The organism is Burkholderia sp. NFPP32, assembly GCF_900119325.1.
GTDB classification, from domain to species: Bacteria; Pseudomonadota; Gammaproteobacteria; order Burkholderiales; family Burkholderiaceae; genus Burkholderia; species Burkholderia pyrrocinia_C.
Window position 1 is genome coordinate 353,450 of record NZ_FPJP01000006.1, and the last position, 21,152, is coordinate 374,601.

Genomic DNA, 21,152 nt, shown 5'->3' on the forward strand with positions numbered 1-21,152 from the left:
CGCCGCGGACGAGTCCATTCCCACAACCAACGCGAAACACATGTCATCGCTTTCCAGAATGCTACTCGTCTATGACGGGACCGATGAAGCAAAAGCCGCACTCGCGCGGTGTGCGGCGCTATCGCGGGCATTGTCGGCCGAGGTCGACGTCGTGGCCGTTGTCGACCCCGTGACCGCGAATGCACAGGCGGCCGGACTGCTCGGCGATCTCGCCCACCACCGCATCGAGGAATTCGCGCGTCACGAACTTCAACGGGCGGTCGGCACACTGGCGGACGACGGTATCGCCGCGCGCGGTTACGTGCGGTTCGGACGCCCGGCGGACGCCATCGCGGCACATGCTGCGACAACCCGTCCGGACCTGATCGTCGTCGGACATTGCGCCCGTAGCGGGTTCGCGCGCTGGTGGCGAGAGCGCCCCGTTCACTTCGATCTGGCCGAGCGCCTGCACGGTGCGGCACTGATCGTCGTGACGGTCCCGTCGCCTTAGACCCGGCTCATGCCACGCCCGCGGATGCACGATCGATTCGCGCGTACCGCTAGATCGTATCGGGCGCGGACGCGCCGCTGCATGGTTGAACGGTCGCGGCAAGAATCATTCGCTGACGGTTCGAGGGCAGGCAGATATCGCTCGCACGCGGACGAAACACGGGATCGCCGCGCCGTATTGCGCGCCCCGTCAGCGCGCAGACCGATGGTACGCGCGCGCGGCTCCTGCACCAGATTTGCTCGGTATACCGCCCCGAACACGAGTCGCTCCACGACACGCTGATCATGGATAGCGAAATGCACTCCGTCACCGCTATGCTGGAAAGCGGTTCGGCCCGCGCAAGCACATCGGGTTCGTCGCATCGACGCAAGCCGAAGCGTCGCGCCTTGTATCGCGCGCGCTGCGCTCGCAGGCAAACATCGCGTTGTTCCAGCGAAGGATCGAGGACATTGATCAAAGTGCGAACCACGATGTCCGCTTCAGGCAGTGTCGCCATCGCCACTTCTCCCAGCCAATCGGATCGGTCATGTGAAAGCGGACGCACGCAGGTCACCGATACATGCCATCCGGCCCGGCAGTGCGCCCGCTCGTCGCTCAGGCTCCGCCTTGCGGTCGCAGCGTGATCCGGCTGTTCACCGACGTAACTCCGCGAGCCTTTCTGGCCACCTCGACCGCCAGATGATCCTGATCCTCGCTTTCCACCTGGCCTGCCAGCGTCACCCGCCCTGTCGAAGCGTTACCGAAAACCGTGATCGGCTTCCCTTCCAATCCTTTGGTGCGGGCCAGCACTTTCTGGACCGACCGCGAGAATGTGCGGTTGGCTGCACGGATGGCCTTTTTCGTCGTACCGGGCGACGTGGTCGACGTCGCCGCGACATCCGCGCCCGCCGTATCGGGCCGTTCATCGGCAAATGCCTGCAGTTGCAAGCAGGTGGTCAGGACGACGGCCAAGCCGCCGCTTGCAACGATTTGTCGGAGTTTCATGATGGGTTCCTTGGATTTCGGGTATCGAGAAGCACGCACGTTCCGGTCATCTGCATCGTCACGACGCACACGCATCGCACTTCCGCCACATCGCGAATCGAGCTCGACGAACTGTCGCTCGAGCCGTCGCCAATGCGATTCGCGTACCGGTGAGACGAGCATAAGGCGACGTGTCGACCCGATCCATTGAATCTGCAGCTAGCCGGATGACGCGTCCGGATAAGTCGCCCCATACGTTTGTATAGGCACCCGATCCTTTACCGAATGCACATGCCGTCTCTCAACCCCCACCGATCGCTCGGCGCTTCACGCCGCTCGCCGTGGAACCCGTGCGCGTCACATCGAAAAAGGCGGAAGCGTCACCGTCGCCCGAGTACCGCCTTCCGAACGAGGCATCAGCACCAGCTGGCCATGGTGCGCATCCACGATGGACTTGCAGATGGACAGGCCCATGCCCATGCCATGGGGCTTGGTCGTGAACAGCGGTTCGAAGATGCGCTGCGCCAACTTCGGATCGAGGCCGTCGCCGCGATCGTCGACGCGAATGCGCAAGCGGTCGGGAGCGGATTCGCATGCCAGTACGAGCACTCGTTCGTCCTCGGGAGTGCCGAGCATGGATTCCGCGCCGTTCATCAGCAGGCTGATGATGGCCTGCTGAAATTGCACGCGCTCGCCGCGCATCAGCATCGGGGACGAGAATCCATCGAGGCGCAAGCTCACCTTCATCGCGTCCAGCGTGCTTTCCACGATTTCGGCCGCCTCGCGGAGCGCGTCGGTGAGATCGAACACTGTGAAGACGGGCGCTGCGTGCCGCGCCCTTGCGCGCAGCGCGCTGATGATGGTCCGCGCACGCATGGCGCATGCACAGATGTGGGCGAGCATCTCGCGGGCGGCGTCGATATCCGGGGCATTGCGGTTGAGCCACTTCAGCCCGGCGCGCGCGGACGTGTCTATTGCCGTGACGGGTTGGGCGACTTCATGCACGATCGACGCCGCCAGTTCCCCATAGGCTTTCAGCCGGTCGACGCGATCCATTTCGGAGAGCGTGTCGTGCATCCTTGCTTCGGTGCTGCTCAGGCGTGCGTGCAGCCCGGCAAGCTCGTCGCGAAGACGCATGTTCTCCAGTGCGAACCCGGCATGCAGTGCAATGATCTCGATCAACGCGGTGTTCGCCGGTGTGAAGATGCCTGGTACGTCACCGTGTTCCAGATACAGCGCGCCGGTCAATGCGCCGTTGCACCGGATCGGCACGCAGATCACGGCGCGCGGCTTGCGACGGCGCACATAGTCGTCCATGCGCCACTGATCGGCGGCACGGGCATCGTCCAGCACCAGTCCGTTGCGCAGATGGACGGCTGTCGCCAGGATGGAGACCGGAAGCCGGTCGATCGGCAGCCGTTCCACGTCGACGTTCGGCGCCGCCGATGCCGTCGCCTCGGCGGCACCCTCCCAGCCGCCGTCGCGCATGACCGCAATCAGCCCCCAGGTCGCCGTCGCGCCCTGCATCGCGGCCTCGAGCAATTTTCCAATGCGCGCTGCGGGCGCGACCTCGTTCGCCATCGCCTGGGAAACGTGTCGCAACGCGAGCATGTCCAGATCGAGCAGCGATCGAGACGCACGCCCCTCGAAGACCGGGATCATTTCAGGATCGCTCGCGTCGGAGGGCGATTTCCAGATGCTCCGCGCAGCGAAAGCGCTGCAGGGATCGTCGAGTTCGTTGTTCATTCGTCTATCTCCTGCTTACCGGACATCGGCCCCAAACAACCTGGAATCAGCGTTTCATGTAGTGAGTACTCCACAAACGAATGGTAGCAGCACTTTTCGGAAATAAAAACTGGGAGAGGTGGAAGATTCACTCCCCAGCATGCCTGGACGGCGGATCACGTCAAAAATAACCCGTTGAATTCACGACACTTTTATGTCTTGTTGCAGTCGCGCAAAGAGTTCCGTAGAATCCGGGATTCATGTAGCGTTCCCTGTACGAAAGTCGAGGAAACCCGCTATTGGAAGTTTTTTCAGGCGGCAATGCCCAGGTTATTGGCCGCCATAGGAGCAGTATGGCCCAGGCAGCAAAAAGCAAGGCTGTGCGCGGAACCGGTGTCCGGGAAGCAGCGGCACAGGAAACCCGCGACAAGATCCTTCGTGCGGCGACCAAGGTCTTCGCGCGCTACGGCTACGAAGGCGGCAGCGTGGAAAGGATTTCCAGGCTGGCGAAGTCCTATGACCGGATGATCTACTACTACTACGGGAGCAAGGAGGGCCTGTTCGTCGCGGTGCTCGAAGGCATCTATCGACGGATGGACGAAGCGGAAGTCAAGATGGCACCCGATCCTTCGGTTCCCGTGGAAGCGCTCAAATCGGTGATCCGCTTCAAGCTGGACTATTATTGGCGCAATCCCGATTTCATCACGCTGCTCAACACGGAGAACCTGCACAAAGGCAAGCACGTGTCCAAGCTGAAACGCTGGGGCGAATACTCGTCGCATGCGGTGCAGGTCATCGCGAAGATTCTTGAAAGCGGCGTCGAGCAAGGCCTGTTTCGCAAGGACCTGAATGCGCGCGACGTTTTCCTGCTGATCATCTCGACAGCGTATTTTTATACGTCGAACCGCCACACGTTGTCCGTGTTCCTCGGGGAGGAACTGGATGCGCCGAATGCCGTGCGCCACTGGGAGTCGTTCGTGATCGACAGCGTGCTGCGGGTTGTCCGCAAGGATGCGTCGGCCGGCGACTGAGCGCGTGCCGGTACCAATGTCCACCATCGTAACCATGAAGATGCACGCACTCTTGCGATGAACTATCTTCGCGCCAACACCATCGACGAAGTGCTCGGCAGGCTTGCGGAGCATCCGCGGCCGCGCATCGTCTGCGGAGCAACCGACGCCTTCGCGGATATCGGGCTGGTGCCCGCCAGGTCTGCATGGGTGGACATCAGCCGCATCGCCTCATTGCGCGGCATCGAGCAGCGCGACGGTGTAGCCCGTATCGGCGCTGCGAGCACCTGGGAAGCCATCGCCCGGACTGCCTGGTTGCCCGTGGCGCTCACGGAAGCGGCAGCTTCCGTCGGGCCCCGGCAAATTCGCGTCCAGGGCAGCATCGGCGGGAACGTGTGCCATGCCTCTCCGGTGGCGGACGGCATCCCGCCGCTGCTGGCACTCGACGCTTGCGTCGAGCTGGCGAGCACACGGGGCGTGCGCCGTTTGCCATTGGCCGAGTTCTTGCCGGGCAGCCGCCGGACCGCGCTGCACGCGGACGAACTGCTGGTTGCCATCCTGTTTGCGCTACCGCGCGCGCAGGATCGGACATCGTTCGTCAAATGCACGAATCGCGACGGCGCAGCGATCGCCGTCGTTTCGGCCGCCGCGCATCTGCGCGTGTCCGTGCACGGTACGGTAGAGGCGGCCGCCGTTGCCGTCGGTGGCGCATCCGACGTTGCGCGGCGGATACCGGTGCTCGAGGCGGCGCTGTCGGGCCGGCGGCGCGAAGATCTGGCGGGCGTGATCGAAGCGGCGCCGCTCGCGGAGCTGTCCCCGCTCGACGACTGCCGGGCGACGGCATTGCATCGCATTCATCTCGCGCGGCTGGCTGTGGCGCGCGCTTTCAGAGGCTGCATCGAGGAGAACGCACGTGGCGCATCCACTGCTTGACGAGCTTGCCGACGTTCGCGAAACCACCGCCAGCGGCAGCGCGCCGGTTTCGCCGCCACTCGACTGGTTCGAACTCAACGGCACGCGGCTGCGCCTGCCGGCGGACCAGTCGCAGCGGCTGGTCGACTACCTGCGCGCGGACTTGCGGCAGTTCGGGACCAAGGAGGGTTGCCGCCAGGGCGACTGCGGAAGCTGCACCGTGATCGTCGATGGCGATGCGCGTTATGCCTGCCTGATTCCGTTGGGGCAAGTCGCGGGACGCCGCGTCGTCACCGTCGAAGGGCTGGCCGACGGCACCCGATGCGGCAGCCGCCTGCAGCAAACCTTCCTCGCGCATCAGGCGGTGCAATGCGGATTTTGCATACCGGGCATGCTGACGGCAGCGGCGGCGGCAATCGACGCCAACCGCGTGACCGACCGCGCGAGCGCGCGGGCCGCCATCGATGGCGTGCTGTGCCGCTGCACGGGCTACCGGAAGATCGTCGACGCCGTGACCGAGGTCGGGTGCGGCACCGCCGCGCGGCACTGTACGGTTGCCCCGTCCGACGGGCCGTCCGTCGGCGTACCGCTGACGCGCCTCGACGGGCCCGAAAAAGTCGATGGCAGCCAGCGTTTCGGTGCTGACGACTATCCGGCCGACAGCCTGTTCCTGCGCGCGGTCCGCTGTCCGCATCACCGCGCTCGCTTCGCGTTCGGCGACCTCGACGCATTTGTCGCAGCCCATCCGGGCGTGCGTCGTGTGTTGACCCACGTCGACGTGCCCGGCATGAATCTGCACGGCGTCGCGACACCGTACGCCGACCAGCCCGTCCTTCCGGAAACGGAAACACGACACCATCTCGAGGCGGTTGCGCTGGTGGTCGGCGAGCGCGACGCAATCGCGGCGCTCGACCTGAGCCGCTTTCCCGTCACATGGGAACCGCAGACACCGGTGCTCGCGATCGCCGACGCCGTGCTGGACGACAGTCCGCAACTGCACGCCGATCGTCCCGGCAATGTGCTGATCGAGGGGCTCGTGCGCCGCGGCGACGCGGAACGCGCGATACAGGGCGCCCCTTATGTCGTGAGCGCGACGTTCGAATCCAGTTTCGTCGAGCATGCGTACCTCGAGCCCGAGGCCGGCTGGGCGCGACGCGTGGGCGACACCATCGAGATCCATTCGTCCACGCAGGCGCCCCATCCGCATCGCGGCGATCTCGCCCGCATTCTCGCCGTCGCGCCGGAGCAGGTGCGCGTCGTGGCGACCGCGGTCGGCGGCGGCTTCGGCGGCAAGCTCGACATGACGGTCCAGCCGTTGCTGGCGATCGCGGCCTGGCATCTCGACAGGCCCGTTGCGATGGTGTTGTCGCGCGAGGAATCGATGGCCACGTCGACCAAGCGCCATCCCGGCCGAATGACGTCCAGCATGGCCGCGGATGCCGATGGCCGACTGTGTGCCGTGACGTTCGACGGCGACTTCAATACCGGCGCGTTCGCTTCCTGGGGCACCGCCGTTGCCAATCGCGTACCGGTGCATGCCGGCGGCCCGTACGTCATTCCCCACTATACGGCGCACTCGCGCGCGATTCATACGCACGTCACGCCCGCGGGCGCGTTCCGCGGCTTTGGCGTACCGCAAACGACGATGTCGCAGGAACAACTCGTCGACGAGCTGGCGCTCAAGGCGGGCATCGATCCGCTCGAGTTTCGTGCAATGAACGCGCTGCGGCCGGGAGACCTGCTGCCGACGGGGCAAGTCCTGGACGATAGCGTGGGCCTCGTCGCGTGCCTCGATGCGCTGCGGCCGGCATGGCGTGAAGCGCAAGCCCGTGTCGCCGCGCTGAATGGCGCGTCGCCGGGCCACCTTCGCCATGGCGTCGGCGTGGCCGCGTTCTTCTATGGTTGCGGCAACACCGCGCTGCCGAATCCGTCGACGGTCCGCTTCGGTATTCGACCCGACGGCACGATCGTGTTGCACCAGGGCGCGGTGGATGCCGGCCAGGGCTCGAACACGGTCATTCCGCAAATCGCGGCCGATGCGCTGGGCGTACCGGTCGATTGCCTGCGGATCGTCGGTCCGGACACCGCGCTGACGCCGGATTGCGGCCGTACCTCGGCGTCACGCCAGACCATGGTCACCGGCCGGGCTGCGTTCCTCGCCGGCACGACGCTGCGCCACCGGCTGCTCGCCCTGGCAGGCGCGGCGCCCGATGCAAGGATTTCGTCCGATACGCGCGGGATCGCCATCGACGGCGCCGCACTGGATCTCCGGGCCCTGCCCGTCGATGCACACGGCTACGTCGTCGCGGCAGAAGAAAGCTTCGATCCGCCGACGACGACGCTCGATGCGACAGGGCAAGGCATCGCCTACGCCGCCTACGCGTTTGGCGCGCAAATTGCGGAAGTCGTGGTGGACTGCGAGAGCGGGCGCGTTCGGGTGCTGAAGATCGTGGCCGCACACGACGTCGGCAGAATGGTCAATCCGACACTGCTTGAAGGGCAGATCGAGGGCGCGGTGGCACAAGGCGTCGGCATGGCGCTGATGGAGAAGTATCACCCCGGGCAATACAACAATCTGCATGACTACATGATTCCGACGGTGCATGACATGCCGGAGGTGCAGTCGATTTTCGTCGAAGCACCGACGACCGTCGGCCCCTACGGAGCAAAAGGCATCGGCGAGCCGGCGCTGGTCCCGACGGCCGCGGCCATCCTGAATGCCATTCATGATGCGATCGGCCTACGAATCCGCGAAGCCCCCGCATCACCGGATGTCGTCCGTCGGGCGCTGGCGACCCGACGCTCGCCCGCGGGGCTTTGACAGGGCCGTTTCTACTCCCGGACAGAACAATGACGTCAACGAGAAATGTCGAGCACGTGTCGCAACCCGCGGTATCCCGCCCATCCTGGTATGCGGAACTCGGCCCTGCGGGAAGGCGCACGTTCAACGCGTCGTTCGCCGGCTGGGTGACCGATGCGTTCGATTTCATGGTGTTCAGCTTCGTTCTGGCTTCGCTGATCGACCTCTGGGGGCTCGATCGCGGCAAGGCAGGCCTGCTGGGCACCGTGACGCTGATTTTCTCGTCGATCGGCGGATGGATTGCCGGCATCCTGGCGGATCGATACGGGCGGGTCAAGGTCCTGCAAGGGACCATCCTATGGTTCTCGGTCTGTACGCTCGCGATCGGCTTCGCGCAGAATTTCGAGCAGATCTTCGTCCTGCGCGCGTTGCAAGGGCTCGGCTTCGGCGGCGAATGGGCCGTCGGCGCCGTGCTGATCGGCGAGATCGTCTCGCCCGCACATCGCGGCAAGGTGGTCGGCCTGGTGCAAAGCGGCTGGGCCGTCGGGTGGGGTATCGCGGCGATTCTCTACAGTATCGCGTTTTCCGTGCTGCCGGAATCGCTCGCCTGGCGCAGCCTTTTCTGGGTCGGGATCCTGCCCGCGTTGCTCGTCCTGTACGTCCGCAGGCACGTGCCGGAACCCGACGTGTTCGCGCAGGCAGCCGCCACCCGGAAACAAGGCGCCGGCCGGCCCTCGGCATGGGTTATCTTCTCCCATTCGCAGGTGCGCCGCACGGTACTGGCCGCACTGCTCTGCACCGGCATCCAGGGTGGCTTCTATGCGATGTCCATCTGGCTGCCGACCTTTCTCAAGATCGAGCGACATCTCTCCGTGCTCGACACGGGCGCGTATCTGTTCGTGATCATAGTGGGGTCGTTTTGCGGCTACGTCGTCGGCGCATACCTTTCCGACTATTGGGGGCGGCGGCGCAACTTCATGCTGTTTTCGGCGCTGTCGCTCGTATCGGTGTGCCTGTACCTGACGCTTCCGCTATCCAACGCGCAGATGCTCTGGCTCGGGTTTCCGCTGGGCTTTTCCTCGTGCGGCATCTTCAGCGGGGTCGGCGCGTACCTGACGGAATTGTTTCCGTCGGGCTTCCGCGCGAATGCACAGAGCTTTACCTATAACTTCGGCCGCGGAATCGGTGCCCTGTTTCCAAGCCTGGTCGGGATGTTGAGCCACTCGATCGGGCTGGCGATGGCCATCGCAATCTTTTCAGGGGCGGCCTATGGCGTGGTGCTGCTCGCGGTTCTCCTGTTGCCGGAGACCAAGGCCCAATCGCTTTGAATGTTCATCGTCGAAAACGCGCGCCCGTCTGTCACCGACCGACGTACACTTGCCATTCCTCGCCGGCGGCAAAGCCCATCGACTCATACACGTGGCGTCCCGCCGGTGTGCAATGCAGAAACGCGGTATGCGCGCCTTTGTCGATCGCGGCGTTCAATACCGCCTGGGTCGCCGCTCGCGCGTAGCCTCGTCGCCGATACTCGGGAACGGTCGACACATTGAATACCCCCACCTGGTCGTTGCACAGGACACCGAACGATGTTGCAACCGGAATGCCGGCGCATTCCACCAGAAAGCCCATCATCCCGTCCGACTCCAGCACCGCCCGCGCGCTCAATCGTCGAAACACCTGCTCCGGCGCGCCGTAGCCTGCGGCAAGCGTGCTGTTGTACCGTTCGCTGTCCGCTGCCGCCACACGCCGCACGACCACCCGGCCATCGCCGGTTGCCGGCGCTTCGACGCGGTCCAGCCGCTTCGTCATGAATGGCAGCGCGACACATTGCGTCAGACCGTATTCACCCGCGATTTGTCGGATTGCCGCGGCTTGCGTGCCGGCAGCGCGTGTCTGGATACTCCATGGCAATTCGCAATCCCTGAACGATTCGGCAAAGACTCCGATCTCGTCGACGTCGGGCTCGCGCGTCATGCCGATGACCGCATTGAGCACGGGCACGGGCGCGCCACTGTAGATCGACTTCGTTCCGTGCGCGCCCGTTGCCACGGAACCGACGTCCTGCAAGCGGCAAAACGCGTCGATCGATTCGTGCCACGCGGCGACGGAAGCATCCAGCATATCGGTGAATAAGCGCATTTCGTTCCTGGAACAGCGTCGATGGCTGATCTATCGACAACACGCGAACGACGGATTTATTCCGCGCCCCGCGTCGCAGAGCGCGTCGCCGCATCGGAGATTCCACGATTCACTTCCACCCGCGAAGGAAGCCGGTTATGGGAACCGCCGATGGGAGCCGGCTATGGGAACCGGCTTCGAAAAGACGACAGCGGGCGTCGCGCGCTACGCGCGCCGCCGATATGTCCCCGGCGTACTCCCCGTCCAGTGCCGGAACGCGCGATGAAACGCGCTCGGATCGTCGAACCCGATATCGGCGCCGATCGCCGCGATCGTGTCGGGCGTATCGGTCAGCCGCTGGATCGCGATGTCGCGCCGCAGTTCATCCTTGAGCGCCTGGAACGTCGTCCCTTCGGCCGCAAGGTGGCGGCTCAGCGTGCGCACCGAGCAATGCAGGTGCTCGGCCGCCTGGTCGATCACGGGCAGGTCGGGCAGCGCCGCCGACAGGTATTGCCGCACGCGATGGCACACGAGCTGTTCGCTGAACGATTCGAAGATCCAGTCGCCGGGCGCGCGCGCGAGAAACTTGCGCAGGTTGCGCTTGCTCTGCCGGATCGGCGCATCGAGGTAGTCCGCGCTGAAGCGCATCAGCGTGCGCTCGCAGTCGAACTGCACGGAGCCGGTGAAGAAGTACAGGTGGTCGACCGCATGGCGCGGCCGCGGGCACGCGAACTCGATCCGCAGCAGCGGGATCTTCTGCCCGATCAGCCAGGAACATACGCCGTGCACGAGCTTGAGCATCAGCTCCTGACCGAGCGCGCCGATCGGGCCGATGGCCTCGTTCGGGCGGAGCAGCACCTGTGCGACGAGACCGTCGCGCTTCGATTCGACGAAGAAGTCGTCGAGCAGGATATGGAAGAACTGGCCGAAGCGATGCAGCGCCGTTTCGAGGTTGCGCGCATCGAGCAGGCTCAGGCACAGATACTTCAGCGTGCCGCCGCGCAGCGGGCGCGAGAAGATGCCGGGCATCTCGTCGTCGAGGTCGATCGCGAGCGTGCGGTACAGCGTCGAGAACTGCTCCTCCGTCACGCGCGCATGCGGCTCGCCGAGCAGTTCGATCGGAATGCCGGCCCCGCGCAGGTAGCGTTCGACCACGTCGCGCTGCGCACCCGCGCTCGCGAGGAAACCGTTGACGAGCGAGATCGGCACCGTCGCGCTCGGCGACGGCAGCGCACGCCCGGGCCGGGCGGAAAGTGAATCTGAGCCGGTCATCGCGTCCCCGTCGATCGAACCGCTCGCATTGTACTTGAGCGGCCCGCGCGTCTGCTTCAGGGCCTTCGGCGCGCCGGGCCGCGCCGCCGCGGCCGCGCGGCGCTTCGGCGCCATCAGTCGGTGCGGCTGAGTTCCCGGCGCAGGATCTTGCCGACCGTCGACTTCGGCAGCCGGTCGACGAAGCGGACGAGCTTCGGCACCTTGTAGGCCGCGAGGCTCGCGCGGCAATGCGCGACGAGCCGCGCCTCCGTCACGTCGGCATCCGGCGCCAGCACCACGAACAGCTTGACGGCCTCGCCGGTGCGCGCGTCCGGCACGCCGATGCATGCGCATTCTGCAACGCCCGGCAGCGCGGTCGCGACGGCTTCCACCTCGTTCGGGTACACGTTGAAGCCCGACACGATGATCATGTCCTTCTTGCGGTCGACGATCCGCAGGAAGCCGGCTGCGTCGAACACGCCGACGTCGCCGGTGCGGAAATAGCCGTCCGCCGTGAACGCGGCCGTATTCGCTTCCGGCTTCTGCCAGTAGCCGGTCATCACCTGCGGCCCCTTCACGCAGATCTCGCCCGCTTCGCCGATCGCGACCTCGCGATCCTGGTCGTCGAGCAGCTTCACGTCCGTCGACGGCAGCGGCAGGCCCGTGGTGCCCGTGAACGTGTCGATCGATTGCGGGTTGAACGACACGACCGGCGACGTTTCCGACAGCCCGTAGCCCTCGCGGATAAAGTTGCCCGTCACCGCCTTCCAGCGCGACGAGATCACGTCGATCACCGCCGCGCCGCCGCCGGCCGACAGCTTCAGCCGCGACCAGTCGACTTCCTTCAGGCGCGGATGGCCGGCGAGCCCCGCGTACAGCGTGTTCACGCCGACGAACACGGTCGGCCGCGCGGCCTTCAGCACGTCGATGAACGCGTCCATGTCGCGCGGGTTCGCGACGAGCCAGTTCTGCGCGCCGATCGCGAAGTAGGACAGGAAGTTCACCGTCAGCGCGAAGATGTGGTACAGCGGGATCGCGGTGACGACGACTTCCTCGCCCGGCACCCGCGCGGCCGCCACGATCGCCGCGAACTGTTCGATGTTCGCGACGAGGTTGCGGTGCGACAGCGCGGCGCCCTTCGACAATCCGGTCGTGCCGCCCGTGTATTGCAGCAGCAGCAGGTCCGCGCCGCCCAGCGCGACCGGCTCGCACGCGAGCGATTCGCCTGCGGCGATCGCGTCCGCGAGCGCGATCGAACCGGGCGGCAGCGCGTCGCACGCACCGGCCGGCGCGTCGACCACGCCCAGATCGCCGCGACCCACGCTCAGCACGGTGCGCACGCGCGTGCCGCCGACCACGTCGGCGAACGTGCCCATCGACCCGCCGCACACCACGGCGACCTCGACGCCTGCGTCGTTGAGTTGATGCTCGAGCTCGTGCGCGGTGTAGTGCGGGTTCACGTTGACCTGGATCGCGCCGATCCTCGCGACGGCGACGAACACGACAGGAAACGCGAGCACGTTGGGCAGCATCACGGCCACGCGGTCGCCCTTGCGGACGCCGACGACCTGCTGCAGATAGGCGGCCAGCGCGCTCGACAGGCGATCGACATCGGCATAGGTCAGCGTGCGGCCGAACGCATGGAACGCGGGACGATCGGCGAAGCGGCGCATCGCGTCGTCCAGCAGCACGCTGACGGAAGGATGGCGATCGGCGTCGATCTCGGCGGGGATCGCGCCATATGACGCGGTCCAGTGTCTCTTGATCATGTAGGTATCCTTGTGCGGCCGGCGCGCAGGCTTCGCGCATCGCGGGAACCGCTCCCGGATCGATGCTGGCGCCGCTCGCTCGACGCCCCGTGCCGCTTGGGCGAAGGTTGTCTCACGAATGCCGACTATCGCCCGCCGGCCGTGCTTTGCAAATGATCGATGCGGTCGTAAAGATGATCGAAACGGACACGCATCGGATGTCGCCCCGCAGCCAACGCCGAAGCTCGTAAATGAACATCCTCGGACAATATCGACTCGGATGCCGCTCGCCGCTGTCGGAAGCGCATCAATAACGAAATGAAAATGGGGTGCAGCATGCTCTAATAGCTGGCTGACGTGAAAAACAACAGGGCCCACGAGCAGACCATGACGGTTGAAATCTTCTGTCGATATTCCAAAGGCGCGAAGAATGCTGCCGAGAGACGCGTTCTTCAACGAGTCGTCGAGATCCTCGAAATCAATGAACATCCGGCCGTCGTTCTCTGCGACTTCTATTGTGGCGGCCAACAGATTGATTTGCTTGTCGGCACCGAAATCACGACGCTCGTGCTGCAGGTCAAAAGCTATCGCCACGCTGTCTCGGGCAGCATCACTCCTTCGGAGCGGCTTGCACGCTGTTGTCGATCAGCCGGTTCGGCCTCGCCACGACGAAGCTGGTGCTGATCAGCTGCTTTTCCGACGCCGTATTCATCACCGACTCTTTTGCGCGATTTTTCCGGATAAAAGCGTCCGTCATTCATGCAATGCGCGTACGACTCGAACAGCGACATCGGAATGCGTGGCGTTGGGACCAGATAGCGCCGGCGCGACTGATCCGTGGTTTCGATCGGCCGGTACTATTGATTCATGACGAGGACGACGACGAGGTGCCGTTCCGACAGGCGCAGGAACTCCATTCGAGCCACATCAACGCAAGGCTCTTCTCGACACGCAAGCAAGGTCATCGGAAGATCTTGCGCGACAAGACCGGTATTGCGGCCACGCTGGCCTTTATGAACGAAGTCGCGTAGCCTCCGCGATTCTTCACTGCGAAAGCGCATCACCTCGATCTTCTTGCTCTATGTTGACGCTATATAAGTACGCGCTTGGCCCGATCCTGCTGGCTCAGGCACGTTGGTTGCGCAGAACCGCGCTGCGCCTGCCCGAGGCCAACGGTCCCCGTAAAGGGAGCGAGGGCGCGGATGATGGTTCGACGGCGCCCCTGCGCATCCTGGTGGTCGGCGATTCTTCGGCGGCGGGCGTGGGCGTGGACGAGCAGGAACATGCACTGGCGCAGCCGGTTGCACGGCTCCTGGCACGCGCCACGGGCCGACGGGTCGAATGGCAACTGATCGCGAAGTCCGGCATCAATACGGACGAGGCGTTGAAGCTGTTGACGTGCAGCACGATCGGGCCGGCCGACTACCTCGTCACGGCGCTCGGCACGAACGACGTCACGTCCCAGCGCAAGCCGGGGCAATTCATCCGCGACTATATCGCGCTCGCGGATCATCTCGGACTGCGAACCGGCGCCGCCGGCATCGTCGTGACAGGATTGCCGCCGTTGCGCATCCTGCCGGCCGCACCGCATCCGCTGCGGTGGTACCTCGGCCGCTACGCCATTCGACTCGATCGGATCTTGCGGCGCTGGGTCGACCTCCATCCCGCGCGACGTTACGTGTCGCTCGAGTGGGCCGCGAATCCCGCCGAGATGGCAATCGACCGGTACCATCCCGGGCCGAATCAATATCGTCGATGGGCCGAACTCGTCACCGACAAAATTCTGACGTTGCTCAGCGAGACGAGCCCGCCTCTACACACGGGAAAGTAGTCGACATCGGGCAAAACGGAGCGCCGGCGCCATGCACGGCAGACGGTCCGGCCCACGGGCGGCGGCCGGACTCAGGGTGAACCCCGTGGCGACCCGGTGCATTCGAGGGCAGAATCGCGTACCCGGAATCGCTATCGAATCGGACTCAGGACTCACCCATGCTGCGCGACGCGCCGTTGAAACCGGCCAAGACACGGCCCCCCGGCGATCGGTCGCCCGACGCCGCGCTGCCCGCCATGCTGCGCGAGAAGTGCTTCTCGCCGTCCAAGCTCGCGGTCCTGCTGCAGGTCGCGTCGGACCTGGGGCTCGACGCCGGTGCGGTGCTCGCCGGGACCGATCTCGATCCCGCCGCGGTCGCCGATCCGTTCACGCTCACGTCGTCCCAGCAGTTCCTGACAGCCGCAGGCAACGCGATCCGCGCTTACGGCAACCCGGATCTCGGCGTGCGGGTCGGGCACCGACTGCACGCGTCGAGCTACGGGATGTACGGCTACGCGATGCTGTGCTCGGAATCGATGGCCCACGCGTTCGACTCGGCCGTCAAATACCACCAGCTCGCGAACCGCATGCTCGAAATCGGCTGGGTCGTGCAGGACGACACGGTTTCGTGGCTGTTTCCCGATCGGGAAACCATGCCGCTGCCCTGTCTCGACGAGCCGCTGTACCGCTTCCTGATCGACATGCAGTTCGCGCTGCACGTGACGATCATCAAGGACGTGATGGGCACGTGGTGCGTGCCGGCGCGTGCGCAGTTCACGCAGCCGGAGCCGCCGCACGCGGCCATGCTGTCCGACGCGCTCGAATGCCCGCTCGCGTTCGACCAGCCGCGCAACGTGCTCAGCTACCCGGCCGCGTGGCTCACGCGCGCACCGCAGCTCGCGAACCCGATCACCGCCGCGCAGGTGTCGTCGCACTGCGCGCGGCTGCTCGACGAACTGCGCACCCAGTCGGGCGTCACGCGCCGCGTCTACCAGGAACTCACGCGCATGCCGGGGCAGTTCCCGGACCTCGACGCGATCGCACAGACGCTGTGCATCACCGCGCGCACGCTGCGCCGCAAGCTCGAAGCCGAAGGCACGTCGTACAGCGAACTGCTGACGAGCGTGCGCAAGGCGCTCGCGATCGACTATCTCAGCACCACCACGCTCAGCACCGAGGACATCGCGCTGACGCTCGGCTTCAGCGATGCGGTCGGATTCCGTCACGCGTTCAAGCGCTGGACCGGCACCACGCCGAGCGACGTGCGGCGCAAGCGCGGCGGCTGAACGCGGACGCTGACGAATTTCAGCGTGCGTCGCCGGCCGCCGGCGACGCGACCGCCAGCGCAAATTCGAACACCGCGCCGCGCCCGGCCCGATCGACGAGCCGGATGCTGCTGCCGTTGAGCGCCAGCATCCGGTGCACGATCAGCAGGCCGAGCCCGCCGCTCGTCAACGCGGCGCCGCTCATCGGCCGCTGCGGCCGCTGGAACAGCCCTTCGCGGCGTGCCGCCGGAATCCCTTCGCCGGTATCCGACACGGTCACGACCACGCAGTCGCCCCGCGGCTCCAGCGCGACCTCGACCTCGCCGCGCGAAGGCGTGTGCCGCAGCGCGTTGTCGAGCAGGTTGGTCAGCACGCGCTCGATCATCCCGAGATCGGCCGACACGACCGGCACGCGCGGCGGGATCCGCGCATGCAGCGCGATGCCGCGCGCCTGCGCGGCCAGCTCGAATTTCTGGAACACGTCCTGCACGAGATCGACCAGCGAGAACGGCTCGCGCTCGGCCTGCACGCCGCCCGATTCGAGCCGCGCGAGTTCGAACAGCGCCTGCGCGAGCCGGCCGACCTTCGCGCTCTGCGCAAGCGCGATCGACAGGTAGCGCCGCCGTTCGGGTTCGGCGAGCGCGTCGGACTTCAGCGACAGGGTCTCCAGATAGCCGTGCAGCGACGTGAGCGGCGTGCGCAGGTCGTGCGAGATGTTCGTGATCAGTTCGCGCCGCTGCTGGTCCTGGTGCGTCAGCGCGCGCCACTGTTCGCCGATCCGGTCGGCCATCTGAGCGAACGCGGATTCGAGCACGACGATGTCGTCGCCGCGCCGGCCCGGCGGCGAGCGCGGCACCGGCGGCTGCGTGTCGGGCACGCCGTTCGCGTCGAAACGTCGCATCGCGTCCGTCAGCCGGCGCAGCGGGCGCGTGATGAAGCTGAACGCGGTGAGGCCCGCGAGCAGGCCGAGCAGCGCGACGACCGCCATCGACCACAGCGTCGTGCGCAGCACGTTGCCGGCGTCGACGCGCGCGGCCAGCCGGTCGTGCGCCTCGCCGAGCAGCACCACGTAGATATAGCCCGACGGCGGCTGCCCGGCGCGCTGCAGCGGCGCGGCGCTGAACACCTTGCGCGCGTCGGGGCTGCGCGGATCGTCGCCGAGGATCGGCAGCGGCTGGCCCGCGATGAAGCGCTGCACGGGAGCAAGATCGACGCGGTCGCGCTTCACGTGGCCGGGCGGCGCATCGTCGCCCTTGATCCGCCCCGCGTTGTCGAGCAGGTACACCTCGACGCTCGGGTTCACGCCCATCAGCTGGCCGAACAGCGTGCGCACGGCGTCGGGGCGCAGCCCGTTCGCGTCCATCAGCGGCGCGCTGTTGGCGATGTTGGCGGCCAGGTCGCGCGACAGCGCCTGCACGACTTCCTTCTCGCGCATGTCGTTCGCGCGGATCTGCAGCCACGCCGACGCGCCGGAGCACGCGAGCAGCAGGACCGAGAACACGAGCGACAGCCGCTGGGTGAGCGTGAGTTTCATGACGCGTCCCGCTGGCCCGGCGCGGCGAGCTTGTAGCCGCGTCCCCATACGGTGAGGATCCGCACGGGCTCGGCCGGATCGGCCTCGATCTTCGCGCGCAGCCGGTTGATGTGGGTGTTGACCGTGTGTTCGTAGCCTTCGTGCCGGTAGCCCCACACGGCATTGAGCAGGTCCATCCGCGAGAACACCTTGCCCGGGTGCCGCGCGAAGAAATACAGCAGGTCGAATTCGCGCGGCGTAAGGTCGATGCGCGCGCCGTCGACGCTCGCCTCGCGCGCGATCGGGTCGATCGACAGCCCGGCGACGTCGAGCGTGCCCGCGTCGATCCGCGAATCGCGCGCGAGCGCATCGACGCGCCGCAGCAGCGCCTTCACGCGCGCGACGAGTTCGAGCACCGAGAACGGCTTCGCCAGATAGTCGTCGGCGCCGAGCTCGAGGCCGAGGATCCGGTGCACCTCGCTCGAGCGCGCACTCGTGATGATGATCGGCGTGTAGCGCGTCATCGCACGCGCGCGCCGGCAGATTTCGAGGCCGTCGACGCCCGGCAGCATCAGGTCGAGGATCAGCGCGTCCCAGTTGCCCTGTTCGAGCAGGCGCAGCCCTTCGGCGCCGTCCGCGCTGTGCACGACTTCGTAGCGCTCGTCGCGCAGGTGCAGGCTCAGCACGTCGGCGATGTCGGCGTCGTCCTCGACGATCAGGATGCGTTTCGGATGGTCCATGGCGGTGGGCGGCGGCACGTCGGGCTCGGGTTCGGTAACGGTTGCGACAACGGTGGTCGGGATTGCCGGTTGCCGGGGGGGCGAATCGCGGCGCAACGCCGCGCTGCCGCCATTGTGCAAAATTTTGCGGCGGCGAGTGATCACAAATCATTTAACTTTGGATCGCGCCTGTACTGTAAGCCAATCCCTGCAAGGCTTTCCGCTCCGGCCCCTAAAACAAAATTTGCGTCATCCCGCCCGAACACTAAAAAGACACTAAAAAGCGGACGCGATACGCTCCGAGCGATGGCGCAAGCCGCGCATTTTCGAGCAGAATCCTACCTGCGCCATGACGTCCGTTCCCGAGCCGCCGAGCACTCGCCGGAGATCACCGCGAACGCACTGATTGCGCTGCCCTTATAGTTGGTGATCCGAAAGCCAGGTCGAATGTCATCGCGCTGTGTTCCCCAATTAAAACGACTGCAGACTCTCGCAAAAGGCTACGATGGCATCGACATAGGCAGTAGCGACACGGGACGAACCCTGTTCGGCTATGTACTCTTCAATCTGTTCGAGTTGCTCTACCGCTTCCGGGGCGAACTCGACGGAAAACGCGGCCATCAGACTTTGGTTCCGCGCATCTTACGCTTCTCGGCTAACCGTTGCCGAACCTGGTCTCCCGTCAGCGCACGCGATGGATCGGCCTTCAAAGCATCGTACGTGGGCGCAACCGTATTTCTTAGCCAAGACTCCACGGCCCGATCGCGGGCTGCCAGCGTCCGCAGACCGTCACGGATGACTTCGCTATCGGTAGCGTACTCACCGCTGGCGACCTTCGAGCGAACTAGCTCGGCCAACTCCGTCGGCAATGTGATGCTGAATTGCTGGGTCGAACGCACGATAGGCCTCCGTGATTGAGTAGGATTTAATCCTACATCTCGGGCTGCGGAAAGCAACCGGCGGACTGCTTGTCCGCCAGTTGAACAGCGTCTCATAGGGTGATGGCTGTGCTATGTGTCGGTCGCGGTAACCGCGCGACAGCCCTGCGTCCTCAATCTCGCCTATTACGCGCCGCGCACGCACCACTTCGAGGATCACCCGGCGCACATCTGGATCGCGCGCGTGCCGATACAGCGCGACAAGCTCGCCGTGCATTGGAAAGTGGAATTCCGGCAGCGCCTTGATGCCGCACGGCTCGACCTTGTGCGCATCGCGCCATTCCGGCTCGCCTACACGCTTGCGGCGCGTGTGCATCAGCTTGCGCGCGCCCCCTCATATTCGACGAGCACGTGAATCCGCGCCGCCTCCCCCGGTGTCAGCCAAGATCCGAAGTCTCCTACATTCCCGGGAATTGGTAAGGACCTCCCCGATCGCCAGATCGGCACCGGTTGGTGCCATCATGGCTGTGCTACACAACCTTCAGCGAAGGGGGAAGTCATGGAAAAGATTACTCGCGTTGGCGTGGATCTGGCGAAGAATGTGATGCAAGTCCACGCGGTTGACGCTGCCGAACGTGTCGTCGTACGCAAGGCAATTGCCCGCGAACGGTTCGTGATCTGGTTTGCCAATCTTGAGCCGTGCCTGGTGGCCATGGAAGCGTGCAGCGCGGCGCACTATTGGGCGCGTAAGCTGCGCACGCTCGGACACGAAGTGCGGCTCATTCCACCGCAATTTGCGGCCCCCTATCGCAAGGGAGGTCCCCACGTGAAGAACGACGCACAGGATGCCGAAGCGATCTGTGAGGCCGCTAGCCGTCCACAGATGCGTTTCGTGCCGGTCAAGTCACCGGCCCAGCAAAGCGTGCTTGTACTTCACCGCATGCGGACCGGGTTTGTCGAGGAGCGTACCGCGCTGGTGAATCGCCTGCGCGGACTGCTTGCCGAGTTTGGTGTGTTTCTGTCGCAAGGCATCCGCACATTACACCAACACATCGTCGACCGTATCGAAGACGGCAGCAACGAACTCGCTGGTCCCGCACGCCAGGCCCTGATGCGTGGCTGGGCACAATGCCAGGCACTGGATGAGGAAATTGCGTGGCTTGACAAACAGATTGCCGAACACGCCGGTCATGATCCTCAGGCACAACGGTGCATGGACGTGTGCGGCGTGGGCCCTCTGACTGCCTCCGCCGCTGTTGCGACCGTCGTTGATGCGCGACAATTCAAAAACGGCCGGCAGATGGCTGCCTGGATCGGCACCGTACCTAAACAGAACAGCAGCGGCGGCAAACAGCGGCTCGGACGCATCACCAAGCAAGGCAACGACTATCTCCGAACCCTGCTGTTTCAGGGCGCGCGCTCAGCGGTTCTGACGGCACACCGACGTGACGACCGGCTCTCGTGCTGGATTGTCCAGCTCCAGGCGCGCGTCGGCTACTACAAGACGCTGGTCGCCGTCGCCAACAAGCATGCGCGTATTCTCTGGGCCGTGCTCGCGAAAGGCGAGAAATTCGATCCATCGCACGTGTGTATTGCTCCGCGCGCGGTGATTTGCGCAACAAACAGCTGATCCAGGCATCAACCAGGATCCACTATGCTCTCGAAGACGCAACAGGTAAAGGATAGCGACAGGTCAGACCGGCAGCGGGCGAACTCGATGAACCGTAAGGCGCCAAATCGCATCTATTCGCCGTCCCAGGGATGGAGTCCCGCTGCGCGGTTACTATCCGGGCCCGGGCGTAGCAACCACAGCGCCCAGCAAGGCCGTTTATAGGCATGCAGTCTGTCTCGCCGCCGTCCGCACCGCCAACGTCTCGAACGACACCGGAGCTTGACCAGTGACGCATTAAACCCGCTTGTCAAAACGGGGAGGTCCTTATAGGCGGTTCA

At 65.2% G+C, this 21,152-nt stretch carries 21 protein-coding genes; 10 read left to right on the plus strand and 11 right to left on the minus strand.

Annotated elements, in window-relative coordinates; genetic code table 11:
- Nucleotides 1–58 precede the first annotated feature (58 nt).
- A complete protein-coding gene (locus BT264_RS15565; RefSeq protein WP_072437698.1) occupies nucleotides 59–490 on the plus strand; it encodes a universal stress protein in 432 nt (143 codons plus the stop codon).
- Between the two features lie 49 nt (nucleotides 491–539).
- Here BT264_RS15565 and BT264_RS15570 read toward each other — a convergent pair whose 3' ends face one another.
- From BT264_RS15570 to BT264_RS15580, 3 genes are all read right to left on the minus strand, one after another.
- Complete coding sequence (locus tag BT264_RS15570; protein WP_072437697.1) at nucleotides 540–986, minus strand: DUF3331 domain-containing protein; 447 nt, start codon at nucleotides 984–986, stop codon at nucleotides 540–542.
- Between the two features lie 98 nt (nucleotides 987–1,084).
- The gene (locus BT264_RS15575) at nucleotides 1,085–1,474 is read right to left on the minus strand and encodes a BON domain-containing protein (protein WP_072437696.1); all 390 of its coding nucleotides are present in this window, start codon (nucleotides 1,472–1,474) and stop codon (nucleotides 1,085–1,087) included.
- A gap of 336 nt (nucleotides 1,475–1,810) precedes the next feature.
- The gene (locus BT264_RS15580) at nucleotides 1,811–3,199 is read right to left on the minus strand and encodes a sensor histidine kinase (RefSeq protein WP_072437695.1); all 1,389 of its coding nucleotides are present in this window, start codon (nucleotides 3,197–3,199) and stop codon (nucleotides 1,811–1,813) included.
- A gap of 332 nt (nucleotides 3,200–3,531) precedes the next feature.
- Here BT264_RS15580 and BT264_RS15585 point away from each other — a divergent pair, with 332 nt between their 5' ends.
- The 4 genes from BT264_RS15585 to BT264_RS15600 are packed head-to-tail and all read left to right on the plus strand — an operon-like array spanning nucleotide 3,532 to nucleotide 9,228.
- Nucleotides 3,532–4,209, plus strand: a complete 678-nt coding sequence (locus BT264_RS15585) for a TetR/AcrR family transcriptional regulator (protein ID WP_072437694.1) — start codon at nucleotides 3,532–3,534, stop codon at nucleotides 4,207–4,209.
- A gap of 57 nt (nucleotides 4,210–4,266) precedes the next feature.
- Nucleotides 4,267–5,121: an FAD binding domain-containing protein gene (locus tag BT264_RS15590; protein WP_072437693.1), complete on the plus strand. Its 855-nt coding sequence runs from the start codon at nucleotides 4,267–4,269 to the stop codon at nucleotides 5,119–5,121.
- A complete protein-coding gene (locus tag BT264_RS15595) occupies nucleotides 5,102–7,921 on the plus strand; it encodes a molybdopterin-dependent oxidoreductase (RefSeq protein WP_072437692.1) in 2,820 nt (939 codons plus the stop codon). The genes BT264_RS15590 and BT264_RS15595 overlap by 20 nt, the downstream gene beginning before the upstream one ends.
- Nucleotides 7,922–7,950: 29 nt before the next feature.
- Nucleotides 7,951–9,228 carry an MFS transporter gene (locus BT264_RS15600; RefSeq protein WP_072437691.1) on the plus strand — a complete coding sequence of 426 codons (1,278 nt, stop codon included), beginning with the start codon at nucleotides 7,951–7,953 and terminating at the stop codon, nucleotides 9,226–9,228.
- 31 nt (nucleotides 9,229–9,259) lie between these two features.
- Here the strand turns inward: BT264_RS15600 and BT264_RS15605 are convergent, their stop codons facing one another.
- The 3 genes from BT264_RS15605 to BT264_RS15615 all read right to left on the minus strand — a co-directional run bounded on the left by BT264_RS15605 (nucleotide 9,260) and on the right by BT264_RS15615 (nucleotide 13,038).
- The gene (locus BT264_RS15605) at nucleotides 9,260–10,039 is read right to left on the minus strand and encodes a GNAT family N-acetyltransferase (protein ID WP_072437690.1); all 780 of its coding nucleotides are present in this window, start codon (nucleotides 10,037–10,039) and stop codon (nucleotides 9,260–9,262) included.
- A gap of 204 nt (nucleotides 10,040–10,243) precedes the next feature.
- Complete coding sequence (locus BT264_RS15610; protein ID WP_072437689.1) at nucleotides 10,244–11,404, minus strand: AraC family transcriptional regulator; 1,161 nt, start codon at nucleotides 11,402–11,404, stop codon at nucleotides 10,244–10,246.
- Nucleotides 11,404–13,038: an AMP-binding protein gene (locus BT264_RS15615; protein WP_072437688.1), complete on the minus strand. Its 1,635-nt coding sequence runs from the start codon at nucleotides 13,036–13,038 to the stop codon at nucleotides 11,404–11,406. Before BT264_RS15615 ends, BT264_RS15610 begins: the two co-directional genes overlap by 1 nt.
- Nucleotides 13,039–13,404: 366 nt before the next feature.
- On the opposite strand from BT264_RS15615, the gene BT264_RS15620 reads away from it, so the two are divergent.
- From BT264_RS15620 to BT264_RS15630, 4 genes are all read left to right on the plus strand, one after another.
- Entirely contained in the window at nucleotides 13,405–13,701 is a 297-nt protein-coding gene (locus tag BT264_RS15620; protein ID WP_072437687.1) for an NERD domain-containing protein, read from the plus strand.
- Nucleotides 13,656–14,048, plus strand: a complete 393-nt coding sequence (locus tag BT264_RS38195; protein WP_143156743.1) for an alpha/beta hydrolase family protein — start codon at nucleotides 13,656–13,658, stop codon at nucleotides 14,046–14,048. The genes BT264_RS15620 and BT264_RS38195 overlap by 46 nt, the downstream gene beginning before the upstream one ends.
- Before the next feature lie 50 nt (nucleotides 14,049–14,098).
- Entirely contained in the window at nucleotides 14,099–14,848 is a 750-nt protein-coding gene (locus BT264_RS15625) for an SGNH/GDSL hydrolase family protein (RefSeq protein ID WP_072437686.1), read from the plus strand.
- A 158-nt stretch (nucleotides 14,849–15,006) separates the two neighbouring features.
- Complete coding sequence (locus tag BT264_RS15630; RefSeq protein WP_072437685.1) at nucleotides 15,007–16,113, plus strand: AraC family transcriptional regulator; 1,107 nt, start codon at nucleotides 15,007–15,009, stop codon at nucleotides 16,111–16,113.
- Nucleotides 16,114–16,132: 19 nt separating this feature from the next.
- Here the strand turns inward: BT264_RS15630 and BT264_RS15635 are convergent, their stop codons facing one another.
- From BT264_RS15635 to BT264_RS39595, 5 genes are all read right to left on the minus strand, one after another.
- Entirely contained in the window at nucleotides 16,133–17,626 is a 1,494-nt protein-coding gene (locus tag BT264_RS15635) for a HAMP domain-containing sensor histidine kinase (protein WP_072437684.1), read from the minus strand.
- Nucleotides 17,623–18,345: a response regulator transcription factor gene (locus tag BT264_RS15640; RefSeq protein ID WP_072437683.1), complete on the minus strand. Its 723-nt coding sequence runs from the start codon at nucleotides 18,343–18,345 to the stop codon at nucleotides 17,623–17,625. Before BT264_RS15640 ends, BT264_RS15635 begins: the two co-directional genes overlap by 4 nt.
- A 450-nt stretch (nucleotides 18,346–18,795) precedes the next feature.
- Complete coding sequence (locus BT264_RS40490) at nucleotides 18,796–18,945, minus strand: type II toxin-antitoxin system RelE/ParE family toxin (protein ID WP_110281458.1); 150 nt, start codon at nucleotides 18,943–18,945, stop codon at nucleotides 18,796–18,798.
- Nucleotides 18,945–19,223: a ribbon-helix-helix domain-containing protein gene (locus BT264_RS15645; protein WP_072437682.1), complete on the minus strand. Its 279-nt coding sequence runs from the start codon at nucleotides 19,221–19,223 to the stop codon at nucleotides 18,945–18,947. Before BT264_RS15645 ends, BT264_RS40490 begins: the two co-directional genes overlap by 1 nt.
- Entirely contained in the window at nucleotides 19,144–19,578 is a 435-nt protein-coding gene (locus BT264_RS39595; protein ID WP_181437220.1) for a hypothetical protein, read from the minus strand. Before BT264_RS39595 ends, BT264_RS15645 begins: the two co-directional genes overlap by 80 nt.
- 183 nt (nucleotides 19,579–19,761) lie before the next feature.
- Here BT264_RS39595 and BT264_RS15655 point away from each other — a divergent pair, with 183 nt between their 5' ends.
- Entirely contained in the window at nucleotides 19,762–20,832 is a 1,071-nt protein-coding gene (locus BT264_RS15655) for an IS110 family RNA-guided transposase (protein WP_072445493.1), read from the plus strand.
- Nucleotides 20,833–21,152: the final 320 nt, after the last annotated feature.

What these genes read in the sequence shown, in the direction of transcription:
- BT264_RS15575 (WP_072437696.1), bottom strand. Translation starts at nt 1,474, where the DNA reads ATGAAACTCCGACAAATCGTTGCAAGCGGCGGCTTGGCCGTCGTCCTG.
- BT264_RS15630 (WP_072437685.1), top strand. Translation starts at nt 15,007, where the DNA reads ATGCTGCGCGACGCGCCGTTGAAACCGGCCAAGACACGGCCCCCCGGC.
- BT264_RS15625 (WP_072437686.1), top strand. Translation starts at nt 14,099, where the DNA reads ATGTTGACGCTATATAAGTACGCGCTTGGCCCGATCCTGCTGGCTCAG.
- BT264_RS39595 (WP_181437220.1), bottom strand. Translation starts at nt 19,578, where the DNA reads ATGCACACGCGCCGCAAGCGTGTAGGCGAGCCGGAATGGCGCGATGCG.
- BT264_RS40490 (WP_110281458.1), bottom strand. Translation starts at nt 18,945, where the DNA reads ATGGCCGCGTTTTCCGTCGAGTTCGCCCCGGAAGCGGTAGAGCAACTC.
- BT264_RS15585 (WP_072437694.1), top strand. Translation starts at nt 3,532, where the DNA reads ATGGCCCAGGCAGCAAAAAGCAAGGCTGTGCGCGGAACCGGTGTCCGG.
- BT264_RS15600 (WP_072437691.1), top strand. Translation starts at nt 7,951, where the DNA reads ATGACGTCAACGAGAAATGTCGAGCACGTGTCGCAACCCGCGGTATCC.
- BT264_RS15655 (WP_072445493.1), top strand. Translation starts at nt 19,762, where the DNA reads ATGGAAAAGATTACTCGCGTTGGCGTGGATCTGGCGAAGAATGTGATG.
- BT264_RS15610 (WP_072437689.1), bottom strand. Translation starts at nt 11,404, where the DNA reads ATGGCGCCGAAGCGCCGCGCGGCCGCGGCGGCGCGGCCCGGCGCGCCG.
- BT264_RS15620 (WP_072437687.1), top strand. Translation starts at nt 13,405, where the DNA reads ATGACGGTTGAAATCTTCTGTCGATATTCCAAAGGCGCGAAGAATGCT.
- BT264_RS15640 (WP_072437683.1), bottom strand. Translation starts at nt 18,345, where the DNA reads ATGGACCATCCGAAACGCATCCTGATCGTCGAGGACGACGCCGACATC.
- BT264_RS15570 (WP_072437697.1), bottom strand. Translation starts at nt 986, where the DNA reads ATGGCGACACTGCCTGAAGCGGACATCGTGGTTCGCACTTTGATCAAT.
- BT264_RS15635 (WP_072437684.1), bottom strand. Translation starts at nt 17,626, where the DNA reads ATGAAACTCACGCTCACCCAGCGGCTGTCGCTCGTGTTCTCGGTCCTG.
- BT264_RS15605 (WP_072437690.1), bottom strand. Translation starts at nt 10,039, where the DNA reads ATGCGCTTATTCACCGATATGCTGGATGCTTCCGTCGCCGCGTGGCAC.
- BT264_RS15615 (WP_072437688.1), bottom strand. Translation starts at nt 13,038, where the DNA reads ATGATCAAGAGACACTGGACCGCGTCATATGGCGCGATCCCCGCCGAG.
- BT264_RS15580 (WP_072437695.1), bottom strand. Translation starts at nt 3,199, where the DNA reads ATGAACAACGAACTCGACGATCCCTGCAGCGCTTTCGCTGCGCGGAGC.
- BT264_RS15590 (WP_072437693.1), top strand. Translation starts at nt 4,267, where the DNA reads ATGAACTATCTTCGCGCCAACACCATCGACGAAGTGCTCGGCAGGCTT.
- BT264_RS15565 (WP_072437698.1), top strand. Translation starts at nt 59, where the DNA reads ATGCTACTCGTCTATGACGGGACCGATGAAGCAAAAGCCGCACTCGCG.